The sequence below is a fragment of the Nitrospira sp. genome (assembly GCA_016873435.1).
Lineage (GTDB): Bacteria > Nitrospirota > Nitrospiria > Nitrospirales > Nitrospiraceae > VGXF01.
In genome coordinates this window covers 36,609-48,817 of sequence record VGXF01000002.1, presented here as the reverse complement: position 1 = coordinate 48,817, position 12,209 = coordinate 36,609, and the positions used below count along the sequence as shown (strand labels likewise).

At 60.3% G+C, this 12,209-nt stretch carries 12 protein-coding genes; 2 read left to right on the top strand and 10 right to left on the bottom strand.

Translation table 11 applies throughout. The features are described from left to right. The first annotated feature begins 2 nt into the window (after positions 1–2). Together FJ248_01860 and FJ248_01855 are read left to right on the top strand one after the other, a co-directional pair. On the top strand, positions 3–515 hold the full coding sequence (locus tag FJ248_01860; GenBank protein MBM4119633.1) for a M67 family metallopeptidase: 513 nt from the start codon (positions 3–5) through the stop codon (positions 513–515). A 76-nt stretch (positions 516–591) separates the two neighbouring features. Then, complete coding sequence (locus FJ248_01855; protein ID MBM4119632.1) at positions 592–927, top strand: hypothetical protein; 336 nt, start codon at positions 592–594, stop codon at positions 925–927. Between the two features lie 19 nt (positions 928–946). Here the strand turns inward: FJ248_01855 and FJ248_01850 are convergent, their stop codons facing one another. The 10 genes from FJ248_01850 to FJ248_01805 form a co-directional block, all read right to left on the bottom strand. Next, complete coding sequence (locus tag FJ248_01850) at positions 947–1,156, bottom strand: hypothetical protein (protein ID MBM4119631.1); 210 nt, start codon at positions 1,154–1,156, stop codon at positions 947–949. A 17-nt stretch (positions 1,157–1,173) separates the two neighbouring features. Further along, a complete protein-coding gene (locus tag FJ248_01845) occupies positions 1,174–1,368 on the bottom strand; it encodes a hypothetical protein (protein MBM4119630.1) in 195 nt (64 codons plus the stop codon). 17 nt (positions 1,369–1,385) lie between these two features. After that, positions 1,386–3,110, bottom strand: a complete 1,725-nt coding sequence (locus FJ248_01840; GenBank protein MBM4119629.1) for an ABC transporter ATP-binding protein — start codon at positions 3,108–3,110, stop codon at positions 1,386–1,388. A gap of 69 nt (positions 3,111–3,179) precedes the next feature. Next, positions 3,180–3,710: a peptide deformylase gene (gene def / locus FJ248_01835; GenBank protein ID MBM4119628.1), complete on the bottom strand. Its 531-nt coding sequence runs from the start codon at positions 3,708–3,710 to the stop codon at positions 3,180–3,182. A gap of 55 nt (positions 3,711–3,765) precedes the next feature. Then, positions 3,766–4,569 (bottom strand): HEAT repeat domain-containing protein, encoded by an 804-nt coding sequence (locus tag FJ248_01830; GenBank protein ID MBM4119627.1) that lies wholly within the window; start codon positions 4,567–4,569, stop codon positions 3,766–3,768. Then, complete coding sequence (locus tag FJ248_01825; protein ID MBM4119626.1) at positions 4,570–7,662, bottom strand: efflux RND transporter permease subunit; 3,093 nt, start codon at positions 7,660–7,662, stop codon at positions 4,570–4,572. It lies immediately after the preceding gene. A 41-nt stretch (positions 7,663–7,703) separates the two neighbouring features. Further along, positions 7,704–8,882 carry an efflux RND transporter periplasmic adaptor subunit gene (locus FJ248_01820; GenBank protein ID MBM4119625.1) on the bottom strand — a complete coding sequence of 393 codons (1,179 nt, stop codon included), beginning with the start codon at positions 8,880–8,882 and terminating at the stop codon, positions 7,704–7,706. Between the two features lie 14 nt (positions 8,883–8,896). Next, a complete protein-coding gene (locus tag FJ248_01815) occupies positions 8,897–10,267 on the bottom strand; it encodes a TolC family protein (protein ID MBM4119624.1) in 1,371 nt (456 codons plus the stop codon). 110 nt (positions 10,268–10,377) lie between these two features. Then, positions 10,378–11,433, bottom strand: a complete 1,056-nt coding sequence (locus tag FJ248_01810; GenBank protein MBM4119623.1) for a spermidine/putrescine ABC transporter substrate-binding protein — start codon at positions 11,431–11,433, stop codon at positions 10,378–10,380. Continuing rightward, entirely contained in the window at positions 11,426–12,205 is a 780-nt protein-coding gene (locus tag FJ248_01805) for an ABC transporter permease (protein MBM4119622.1), read from the bottom strand. The genes FJ248_01810 and FJ248_01805 overlap by 8 nt, the downstream gene beginning before the upstream one ends. Positions 12,206–12,209: the final 4 nt, after the last annotated feature.

Below are 12,209 nucleotides of genomic sequence, written 5' to 3'. Positions count from 1 at the left end.
ACGTGTCCGTCCTGAAAATTCCCCAACCGATTCTGGACGCGATGGTCGCCCATGCGCGCGAGTCGAAGCCCTACGAGTGCTGCGGGCTACTGGCTGGCACTCATGGTACCGTCTCGCAGCAATACCGCATCAAGAATATCGTGTCGCTCGAGGGATCGGAGCGGCTGCCCTCGTTCGACGGCGCGCGCGTCACGCGCCTGCAGCAGCTCCCGCTCGACAAACGAGCTGAAATCGCCTTCGTAATGGATGCGCAGGACTTTTCGCTAGCTAAAAAAGACATGCGCGTCCGGGGCCTCGATCTCCAAGTCGTCTACCATTCCCATCCCCACAGCCCCGCCGTCCCGTCTGAAACTGACATCACGATCGCCCACGAGTACGAGGACCTCTGGAGCAAGATCAACCTTGCCGTGCCCGTCTACGTCATCATTTCGCTCCAGCACGACGCCACCCCCGATCTGCGGGCCTACCGGATCAAAAATCGACAGGTGACTGGGGCCGAATTCCAGCCCGCCTGATGAAAAAATGTGCTGGCACCGGTCCGCAACCGATGCCATAATGTGCCACCCTTTTCCGCGGATGGAGGTATGGGCCATGAGCGGACGTCCTGCGATCTTTTTCGTTGTACTTCTGACCGCCCTGATTAGACTGGGCTGGCCTGGCACCGCCGGTGCTGAGGAGCGGAGCTACTACAGCCCGATCATTTTTGTGGATACGGAGAAAGGCTACGTCGTCATTTCAAACAGCGGCGCCGTTTTTGGCGTGGAAGCGCCACCGGAAGCCAAGCCACACCTCGAGAAGCTCCCGACCTCGGGGATGATTGACATCGTCGTCGAAATCAGGCCGGACAATGCCCCGCTGATCAAACGCTGGAAACTCGCTTCGGGCGCGTCCTCATGCAAGGTGTTCGACGGCAAGAGCTGCAAGTAAAAAACGGCGGGGCGGTGTGCTATTCAGAACTTCCCAGCATGTCGTCAATTAACGGCCGATTGAGGTCCGTGCACCCAGGGCAGATCGCATCAAACAGTGCTTCGTGGTCGGCGACATAACTCCTGCCATCCGCCAGCCTCTCCTGTATCACCTGCTCGTAGCAGGTTCCGCAGAGCATCATCAGCCCCCGCATCACCGCCACCGTTTTGCGTCCCGCGCTTCCGGCCATTGTGCGTCTTCCCGTTCCTAAACCGATCCCTTCACCTGCGCCACCCAAAAATCATCTGTTTCCAGTTCGACCCCGCACCGGGGACATTCATAGGGCTTGTCCGGAGACGGGACAACCATTTCCTGGTCCTGTACGCGCCCAAGACAGACATGATAGAACCGTCCACGGGCGTTCTCGGTGTCCAGCGGATCGCTCTGATAGATCAACACCATCCCGCCGTTTTCCCAATCTATACCTGGAACTGCGCTTCGTACAAGGCGGCGTAGAGCCCCCCACGGTCTAGAAGCGCCTGGTGTAGCCCCTGCTCGACAATCCGACCGTGGTCTACAACCACGATGCGATCTACGTGGTGCAGCGTGGACAGTCGGTGGGCAATGATAAACGTTGTACGCCCCTTCGTCAGATGGTCCAGGGCCTCACGGATTTTCACTTCAGTCTCGGTATCAATGTTCGAGGTGGCCTCATCGAAGACAACGATCGGCGGATCTTTGAGCAGGACGCGTGCAATCGAAACGCGCTGTTTCTGCCCTACCGACAACTTCACGCCCCGCTCCCCAATCCAGGTGTCATAGCCCTCCGGCAGCGCGGCGATAAACTCATGCGCCCGTGCCGCTTTTGCGACCGCCTCGATGGCCGCCTGACTGGCGGCCAGATTGCCGTAGGCGATATTTTCCCGCACCGTGCCATTGAACAGAAACGGCTCCTGTTGTACGAACCCGATCTGACTGCGGACGAACGCCAGCGGCAGTGCGCGGACATCGTAATCGTCCAAGCGGACGGCCCCGCCGCAGGCGTCGTAAAACCGCATGAGCAGTTTGAGCAGCGTGCTCTTGCCGGCCCCGCTGGGGCCGACCAGCGCGATGCGCTCGCCGGACTTGATCTCCAAGGTCACTTCACGCAGGACCGGCACATCCGGACGGTAGTGGAAGGCCACCTGCTCGAACCGCACGGCCCCGACCAGCCGGTCGGCCGGCACGACGGCATCCGGGCGGTCCTGCACCTCGGACTGCGCATCCAAAATCTCGAAGACTCGCTCGCTGCCGGCCAGCGCATGCTGCAGCATGTGGTTGACCGAATGGATTTGGTTCACCGGCACATAGAACAAGGCCAGATAGGCGAGAAACATCACGAGCTCTCCCAGCGTGAGCGCCCCCCGCGCCACCTCCCCCGCACCGACCCAGACGATCAACGCCGTGCCCATGCTTCCTACCAGCATCATACCGGGCGAATAGAGTGACCACAGACGCATTACGTTCAAATTACTGTCACTGTAGCGCCGACTGCGGACCGCAAACCGCTCCTGCTCGTAGGCCTGCCGGTTGAATCCCATCGTCTCGCGGATCCCTGCCAACGAATCTTGCAGATAGGCATTTAGATCCGCCGCGTGCCGTCGGACGTCGTGATAGTAGCGGTGGACGCGCCGCGTGAACAAACCAGCAGAGACAATTAGAATTGGGATCGGCAGCAGCGACAGGGCCGCCAGCTTCCAATTGAGCGCAAAGAGCATGCCGGTAATGCCGATTAACGTCAACGACGCCGTCAGCATCCCTTCAAGCCCGTCAACGAAAATTCGCTCCATGTGCTCAGTGTCGTTGGTGACTCTGGACATGATCTCGCCGGAGGAGCGGTTTTCAAAATAGCCGATTGACAGCCGCTGCAGTGCCGCAAAGACCTGGCCGCGCAAATCGAACACGACGCGCTGCTCGAGCGTATTATTGAGCCGGATGCGTAGGGACGCGCAGCCGTTCTTGAGCGCGTAGGCAGCAACCAGCATGCCCACAGCCCAGCCCAGCAAGTCGGGCCGATGCGCCTGAATGACGTCGTCAATGACGATCTTGATCAGCCACGGCGGCACGAGATCCAGTGCCGTCGCGGCAATTGCGCTCAACAACGTGGCACCGGCCAGCCAGCGATGTGGGCGGAGGAACTTGAGGACGCGGATTAGCGCGCGCACGGGCAATGACAACTGATGACTGATGAATGACGAGTGTCAGATTTATTTTTCACAATTCACCATTCACGATTAAATGACTTCGGCATGCTCTTCTTTCCAGAACTGCTCGAACTCGTCCAGTTGCGTTAGGGTCGAGAGATCGGTCATGCGGTCCAGAAAAACCTTCCCGATCAAATGATCCATCTCGTGCTGGATACAGACGGCATAAAGCCCGGTCGCCTCGAAATCCAACGGATTCCCGTGGCGGTCCAGCGCGCGCGCGCGCACCATGGAGGGACGCGTGACCTTTCCCCGCAGACCGTCCACGCTGAGACATCCCTCCCAGTTTTGTGTCTGATGCGGACCATAGAAGACAATTTCGGGATTGATGAGCACGGTCTTGGGGAAGCCCCCTTCGCCCGCGCAGTGCATGACAACTATCTGCTGGGACCGGGCCACCTGCGGCGCGGCCAGTCCGATCCCGTGGTGCTCAACCATGGCTTCAAACATATCATCGATGAACTGCTGGAACTCTGACTTCGCAATCTCGGACGGGTGCACCGGGGCGGCGATTAGCCGTAGCATTGGATTGCCTAGTTTGATGACCGGCAGTTTGGCCATAGCGCAATTTTTATAACACAGCCCTTCGCGACCCCGCAATGACGCGCGGTCGCATTCAATCTTGCGGCAGCAGCGGCTTGCGAGGCTGCCGCGGCTCTGGCAATTGGAAGGTGTTGTTGGTTGATGCCCACCAGTCGGTCCACTCCTTGGCCCATTCCTGACGCTGCTCCCTGGTAGACGATTCCCAGTCGTGCATTTCGCTCTCGTGGCGGGTCAGAATCCACAGTGATTGAATCGCTGTCACCGCCACGAACCGTTCTTCATCGGCCATCAATCCGATCAGAACCGCAATCACCTCCTTGCGCCGCACATACCGTGCTTCGAAGGCAGCCGTCTTCCGGATTGCCGATTCCGGATCCTTCGCCATCGCCTCGATCGCTGGTGCCGTCATCGCACCATCCAACCGCACTGCCACGCGCAACGCGTGCTCACGGATGCGCGACAGCTCCTCCAGCTTCTTCGCCACCTCCAGCAGCGCCGGCACGGCACTGGGATCCTTGATCATCAACATCGTTTCAATTGCGTTGTACCGGATGCGCGGGCTCGGCATCCCAAGGGCCTTGGCCAGCACCGGCACTGCCGGCTTTCCCAAATGCACAAACTCGCCGATCGCCCAGAACTCCTGCTTGCCCTCCAGCAGCGGCAATAGCGCCTCAGCCCGTTGCGCTTCCTCGGCGCTCAGCGGTTTGTTCGACGGTGCGATCGAAGTGTCGGGCGCCTCCTGCCGCTGAGGCGGCATCTCGTAGCCGTAGGGTGTCTGCCTAGCATCCGGCACCTGCGCCGCCACCAAATCTGCCAGCCCACCCACCACAGCCAGCGCCATCACTGCGCTGATCGACGCAAACCTCTCCAGGGTCATCTAAGTCCCTTTCGCCCCTTCCTGGCGTTTCTGCTCTTTAGACCGATGGATTATCTGATACAACACCGGCAGCACCAACAGAATGAGTGCCGCGGAGGTCAGCATGCCGCCGACCACCACACGCGCCAGCGGCTGCTGGGCCTGCGCGCCGATCCCGGTCGCCACGGCTGCGGGCAACAGTCCGATGGCGGCCGCCAGTGTCGTCATCAACACCGGCCGCATCCGCGCCTCCGCACTCGCTAGAATTGCCTCCTGCAAATCGTGCCCCTCCTCAGTCAAGTCCTGAATCCGCACAATCAGAATCAACCCGCCCTGGATTGCCACGCCGAACAGCGAAATAAATCCCACGGCGGCGGAGATACTGAACTCCGTCTGCGTCAGGAGCAGCGATAACACCCCGCCGATGAGGGCAAAAGGCACCGTGGCCAGGACCAGGACCGCGTTCCGGAAGGACTTGACGGCGATATAGACTAAAAAGAGCACGATCAGGAGGCTCCCTGGTACGATCTGCGCTAGGCGCTTCTTCTCCTCCTGCAGCTGGTCGAACTCGCCGTGCCACTCCATCCGGTACCGCTCTGGCATCTCCACCTTCGTGGCCAGCAGCGTCTGGGCCTCGCGCACCGTACTCTCTAAGTCGCGCCCGCGCACACTGAATTTGATCGGGATGTACCGCTCGTTGTTCTCGCGATAAATGATGAAGGCGCCGGTTTGCGTCGAAATCGTGGCGAGCTGCTTCAACGGGATCCGCGCCCCGTCTGGCGTGCTGACCTGAATGTTCCCGATCGTCTCCTCGTCGCGCCGGTATTCCGGAAGGAATCGCACCACCAGATCGAACCGTTTTTCCCCTTCAAACACCTGCGTCACCGCCTGCCCGCCGATTGCCGCCTGCACGACATTGTTGACGTCCCCGACTACGAGGCCATAGCGCGCGCATTGGTCGCGGTCCACCTGGATTAGGAGGTTCGGCTGGCCGACCAGACGGAAAATGCCCAGGTCCTTCACGCCCGACACCTGCTTCATGACCGATTCGATCTCCACGGCTTTCTGCTCAAGCGTCTTGAGGTCCGTGCCGTACAGCTTGACCGTATTCTCGCCCTTCACACCCGACATGGCTTCCTGCACGTTGTCTTGGATCACCTGCGAGAAATTGAACGTCACGCCAGGGATTTTTGACAGGCGCGACTCGATCTCCTCGATCAGGGCGTCCTTGGATGCCAGCTGAGACCGCCATTCCCGTTTGGGTTTGAGATTGACTAAAAATTCGCCGTTGAAAAAGCTCGTCGGATCCGTGCCATCGTCCGGGCGGCCCAGCTGCGACACCACGCTCGTCACTTCCGGGTACTGCCGGAAGATGCTGCGGATTTCTGAGGTCAGCCGGTCGGCCTGCTCAAAGGCGATGTCCACCGGCATCGTGGCTCGGACCCAGAGATTCCCTTCTTCCAGCGCTGGCATGAACTCGCCACCTAAATACGGCACGGCGAGCACCATCGCCACGACCAGTCCCGCAGACGCGCCGACTACGGGCACCTCATGCTTGAGCGCCCACCGCAGGGCTTTCAGATAAACCGTGCGCAGTCTACCGACGACCCATGTGTCCTGCTCCCTGACCGTTCCGGTCAACATCAGGGAACAGAGGGCGGGGGCCAGCGTAAAGGCCATGAGCAACGCCCCGGCGAGTGCAAAACCGTAGGTCAGTGACATGGGGGCAAAAATCTTTCCCGGCACGCCGGTCATCGTGAATAGCGGAATGAACGCTACGATGATAATTGTAGTGGCGAAAAAGATCGGCCGCCCGACCTCGCGTGCCGCCCGCATGATGTGCATGGGCACGGTCAAACCCGGATTTTTTCGGTGCGCCAGATGATAGAAAATGCTCTCCACCATGATCAGGGTCGAGTCCACGATGATCCCGAAGTCAATCGCGCCCAGCGAAATGAGATTGGCCGACTCCCCAACTAGGACCATCGCGCTGAAGGTGAACAACAGGGCCATCGGCACGGTCAGCGCGACAATCACGGCGGTCCGGAAATGCCCCAGAAATACAAAGAGAATGATGAGCACCAGCACGATGCCGCTGATGAGAATATCCAGCACGGTCTCCATGGTGGTGCGGATCAACACCGTGCGGTCATAGAAGGTCTTAATCTTGACGCCCGGTGGCAGCTTCCAGGTATTCAACTCCTCGATCTTCTGTTTGACCCGTTCCAGCACAGGCAACGCCTTGTAGTTGCGCTGCAACAGCACCACGCCTTCGACCACGTCATCGCGATCGTCGATGCCAACTTTGCCAAGGCGAATCCGATGTCCAATGCTGACCTTGCCGAGATTCTTGATGAACACCGGCGTATTGTTCTTCTCCGCGACCATGACGTTTTCGATGTCACGGAGATTCTCGATCAGGCCCAGGCCACGGACATTGAGACTCTGCGCGCCGATTGTCAGGTAGTTGCCGCCGACGTTGGCGTTGCTGTTGGTCAGGGCGTCCTCGACCTGCTGAAGTGTCACGCCGTAGCTCATCAGCGCGCCCGGATCCAAATCGACGTGGTACTCCTTAGTTGTCCCGCCGAAGGCGGTCACATCGACCACACCCTGCACGCGCTTGAATTCGCGCTGCAGCTTCCAGTCCTGGATCGCCTTCAACTCCGTCAGCGACGTCTTGCCGTCGGAGGTCAGTTCGTAGCGGTAGATTTCCGCGATGGCCCACCAGGGCGAGAGCGCTGGTTGCACGTTCCCCGGCAGCGTGATCGTCGTCAGCCGGTTCAGCACCTCCTGCCGGTCAAAGAAGTACTTGGTGTTGAAATCGAAATAGAACTTGATGTCACTTAGGCCGAAGATGGACAGCGAGCGGATGTCCGTCAGCCCCGGCATACCGGTGAGCGCCACCTCGATCGGGATGGTGATCTGCCGTTCGATTTCCTCGGCAGACCAGCCGGGATACTGGGTGATCACCTCCACCATCGGTGGTGAGGGATCGGGATAGGCAACGACGTCGAGAATATGGAAGGCGTAGAGACCGCCAAAGAGCAGCACCAGGCCGAGAACACAGACAAAGAACCGCTGCTTCAGGGAAAATTCAACAATTCTTGGAATCATGCGTCAGGCGAGTATGGCAGTAAGGAGGCGGTGCGTCTGCATTATCCGGTCGGCACCTTGGTTTCATGTCCCTTGATGAACACGGCTCCCTTGGTGACGATCTGCTCGCCGGGCGTGAGTCCCTCCAGGATACGCGCCTGATTGCCGGCCGCCGGTGCAACCTTCACCTGCCGCTTCACATACTGGCTGGCCCCCTCCACCACGTAGACGAAGTCATGCCCGTCGATCTCCAACACGGCCTCGCGCGGGACCGCAATGAACGGCGTTGTGTCGCCCACGTCGATGTTCAGGCGGGCAAACATCCCTGGCTTGAGCTGGTGCGTCTCGTTGTTGACAAGGGCGCGGACGGTGATGATGCGTGTACTAGGATCCACCAGGTCGCCGATGGCCGAGATCACCGCCGGAAAACTGGTACCCGGGTAGGATTCCACCGACAACGCCGCCACCTGCCCGACCTTGACGAGATTGACGTCGCGCTCGTAGAGATCGGCCACAACCTGCAGTTTGTCTAGATCAGCCACGGTGAAGAGGACCTGCGTGGGATCGCCGTTGACCAACTGGCCGGGCGTCACATTCCGCTCCACGACCGTCCCAGTGAGCGGGCTTTTGAGCTCGAACCGTGACGTAATCTGCTGCCTAGCGATCGGCTTGTCCAGTTCCTCGGCTGACACCCGCAGTGAAAGCAACCGTTCCTTGGCCTGTCGGAATTCCGCCCGCTCCTTGTTCAGATCGTTTTCCGCCTGCTTCCAATCCTTGAACGGAATCGCCTTGCTCTCGTAGAGATCACGGGCCAGTTCGTAGGCGCGCACTGCGAAGTCCAGCTCGGAGGTCTCCTTGACGTAGGTCGAATAGGCCGCAGCAATGTCCGGACTGTCGATGGCCGCCAGAATGTCCCCCGTCTTGACCCGGTCGCCCAGCTTTGCCTGCACCTCCAGAACACGGCCCTGCAACTGCGATGAAATCCTCGAGAACCGGTCCTCGCCGTAATTCACTCGCCCGTTCAGCGTCAGTGCTGTCTTCACACCACTGTATTCCACCGTCATCGTCTCGATCCGGCTCGGCCCGTCGCCGGCCGGAGCGGCCTGCGCGGGCACCTTTGGCGTCGCGGCACTCAGCGACGTCGGCTGGTCAGTCCGATCGCAGGCGACAAGCGGCAGGCAGGCCAAAGTTAAGGCTAAGAATAAGCGCACGGATAAGGCCTTCACGGTCGATAGCCCCATCCCCCCCCCGACCTTCACGAAGCAATCTCCTTCCCGACGGCGTTTTCCAGCATAAAGATATTCCGCTGATAATTATAGAGGGTCTCGATGTAATTTTGCTGAATCGCCCGCGAGGTCCGGGCGGCATCGAGCAGATCGAGAATCGTCGCGCCGCCCCGCTCGTAGGCTTTTTCCACGATCGTCAGAGTCAGGCGCGCATCCTCCAACACACCACCCCGGTAGGTCTCGACCAGCCGTTGGCTCTCGCGCAGGTTCCGGTAGGCAGTTTCGACCTCGTTCTGCACCTGCACGAGGGCTTTATTTACGCTCGTCTCGGCGGTTTGCATCGACACCTCCGCCTGTCTGATGCCGCCCTGATTGCGGTTGAACAGCAACAGCGGCACGCCGACATTGAGCCCGACCTGCTGTTGGTTGTCGGGGCCCTTCGGCCCCTGCAACGCCAGTCCCGCGCCAATGGTCACATCCGGTACGCGATACGATTGCGCCAACCTGAGGTCCGCCTGCCGCTGCGCCTGCATAAGCCGCTTGGCGCGGATGTCTGGGCGGGCATCCTGCGCCACTTTCTGCAGATTGACCACGTCCGGATCCAGCCGGTGATAATCCAGCTCCGTCGTCAGCAGAAGATCGGTCGAGGGCGAGAGCGCCAGCAGCACACGCAAATCGGCCCGCGCGGCGATGCCCTCCTGAATGGCCTGAATGATCTGGGACTGGAAGTCGATAATCTGTAGCCGGATCCGGATCAGGTCGACCTCGGCGATGTAGCCCTTTTTAAACCGGATCGTGTTGACCTCGAGAATGCGCATGAACCGGCCGCGATTTTCCTCCGCCAGCGCCAGGCGGCGCTGGGCCAGTTGCACGCGGAAGTAGGCATCCTTGACCGTGAAGGTGAGCTGGCGGATCGCATCCTCGAAATTGGCCTCAGCCGACTGCGTCCCAAATCCCGCGCTCTCCATGCGATAGCCGCGTTTGCCGGCTAGCTCGAAGAGCTGCTGGATTTGCGGATAGACCTGCCCTCGCTGCAGGAAATTCTGGCCTTGCCCGTAGGCCCCGACACTGGCGATCGACAAGACTGGGTTTGGGAACAACCGCGCCGTGATCTGCTGGCCCATGGCGTAATCGATGCCAAATTTGGTGATGAGCAGGTCGAAGTTCTGACGGAGGAACAGCGCGACGGTGTCATTAAGGCTCAGGCGAACAGCCTCCGTTTGCGGCTGCTGCGGCACCGTGCCCTTGATCAGGTCGGGATAGGCCGGGGATGACATGGTCGCTGCCGGCTTCATCTCCAGCGGAACCGGCTGGGTTTCAGGCGTCGCCGCACTTGCCGCACCAGCCTGCAGACCGAGACTTGCCAGCACACACCACACTATGGCCTGTCGATGCTGCACGTAATCCCCTAAGAGTGAAAGGCTCGCTTTGTAAAGCTTTTCATAACACTTCGCATTATATCGTGTTCTGCATGTCCTGAAAACACTTAGGTAAAAACCCCCCTCGCCCCTTAGCTCACTTTCAATTCCGTCCAGATACGGTCATAGAGCCGAATCGCCTCTCCCACATCCATCATCCATTCCACATGGCCCAGACTGGCCGGCAACGGATAGACCGCGGGGTTGTTGCGCACGCTCTCCTTCACCAGTGCCTTGGCCTCCCGGTTTGCCGAAGCAAAGAGCAGCTGCTCGCTCGTGCGGGCCGCCACCTCGCGATCCAGCAGATAATTGATGAACGCCCTGGCCAGCTCCTTGTTGCGCGACGTCCTGGGAATCACAAGACAGTCCGCCCAGATCGTTGCGCCCTCCTTCGGCACGACATACCGAATGGACGGCTTGAGCGCCATGGCCCGCGCGACCGGCCCGCCCCATCCGTGCGCCAGCACCACTTCGCCGGAAGCCAGCAACTGGTCGTAATGGTCGCTCGAGTAGGTTTTTACCAGCGGCTTCTGGCGCAGCAGTACGTCACGAGCCTGCCCCAACACAGCCGGATCGCGCGTATTCATGGACTGGCCCAGTGAACGCAGCACCGCGCCCACTACTTCCCGCTGATCGTTGAGCATGCTGATCCGGCCCCTGTAGCGCTCGTCCCACAGCACCGCCCAACTGTCCGGTGGTGTGGGCAGCACGGCCGAATCGTAACCGATGCCGACCGTGCCCCAGAGATAGGGCACCGAAAAACGGTGCGAGGGGTCCACTGGCATCCGCTGGAGGACGTCCTCGAGTGCACGGGCATTGGGAATCCTGTCCGGCTCCAAGTCGGCCAGCAGGCCCTGCTTCGCCATGATGGCAACCATGAAGTCCGACGGGACGGTCACATCATAGCCGGACGCGCCACTTTGCAGTTTTGCCAGCAGTTCTTCGTTGCTGCTGAAGGTATCAATGACAACCCGCACGTTATGCCGCTGCTCGAATTCCTTGAGCAGCTCGGGGCCTGCATAGTCCGACCAGGTGTAGTAGTAGAGGATCTTGCCGGGAACCGGATCATCAGACGAGACCTGGCAGGCGACCAGCATTGCGGTGGCGCAGGCGGCGCGGACCAGCACGCTCCCCGTTCGCTTAGCCATCAACAGCTTTCCGCTGCAACAGCAACGAACCGCAGACCAGCGTCATGGACACGAGGACCAGGAGCGCCGATAGGGCGTTAATCTCCGGCGAGATGCCGGTCTTAATCATCGAATAGGCCTTGAGCGGCAGCGTCGTAGCGCCCGGGCCCGCCGTAAAGAAAGACACTAGAAAATCGTCCAGCGAGACGGTAAAGGCCATCACCCCCGCCCCGGCTATCGCCGGTTGCAACAAAGGCAATGTCACGCGGCGGAAGGCCTGCCACGGCGTGGCACCCAGGTCGCGCGCGGCCTCCTCCAGCCGCGGATCAAGCTTACGCAGCCGCGCCTGCACAATCACCATGACGACCGGCACGTTGAACGTCGCATGGCCAATGACCACCGTCGGCAGGCCCAGCGGCATCTTGATCATGACAAACAGCAGCAACAACCCGACGCCCATCATGATTTCCGGCATCACTAGTGGGGCCAGCAGCGCGCCTTCGGCCATTTCACGCCATCGGGACGTCCCCCGTTCGAGCCCGACCGCTGCAGCGACACCCAACGCCAGCGCAGTGATCGTGGACACAGCCGCTACCAACAGACTGTTCTCCAGCGATGTGATGAGCGCAGGATCCTGAGCCAGCCGGTGATACCACTGCCACGAAAAGCCCTGCCACACCGCCGAAAGCCTGGCCGCGTTGAACGAAAAGACGATCAGAATTACGATCGGCAGATAGAGCAGTCCCAGCACGGCCCCACTCACGGCCACTAGCCAGCGCGACGCTGCTCGCATCGGC

What these genes read in the sequence shown, in the direction of transcription:
- FJ248_01810 (MBM4119623.1), bottom strand. Translation starts at nt 11,433, where the DNA reads ATGGCTAAGCGAACGGGGAGCGTGCTGGTCCGCGCCGCCTGCGCCACC.
- FJ248_01845 (MBM4119630.1), bottom strand. Translation starts at nt 1,368, where the DNA reads ATGGTGTTGATCTATCAGAGCGATCCGCTGGACACCGAGAACGCCCGT.
- FJ248_01820 (MBM4119625.1), bottom strand. Translation starts at nt 8,882, where the DNA reads ATGGGGCTATCGACCGTGAAGGCCTTATCCGTGCGCTTATTCTTAGCC.
- def (MBM4119628.1), bottom strand. Translation starts at nt 3,710, where the DNA reads ATGGCCAAACTGCCGGTCATCAAACTAGGCAATCCAATGCTACGGCTA.
- FJ248_01825 (MBM4119626.1), bottom strand. Translation starts at nt 7,662, where the DNA reads ATGATTCCAAGAATTGTTGAATTTTCCCTGAAGCAGCGGTTCTTTGTC.
- FJ248_01855 (MBM4119632.1), top strand. Translation starts at nt 592, where the DNA reads ATGAGCGGACGTCCTGCGATCTTTTTCGTTGTACTTCTGACCGCCCTG.
- FJ248_01805 (MBM4119622.1), bottom strand. Translation starts at nt 12,205, where the DNA reads ATGCGAGCAGCGTCGCGCTGGCTAGTGGCCGTGAGTGGGGCCGTGCTG.
- FJ248_01830 (MBM4119627.1), bottom strand. Translation starts at nt 4,569, where the DNA reads ATGACCCTGGAGAGGTTTGCGTCGATCAGCGCAGTGATGGCGCTGGCT.
- FJ248_01850 (MBM4119631.1), bottom strand. Translation starts at nt 1,156, where the DNA reads ATGGCCGGAAGCGCGGGACGCAAAACGGTGGCGGTGATGCGGGGGCTG.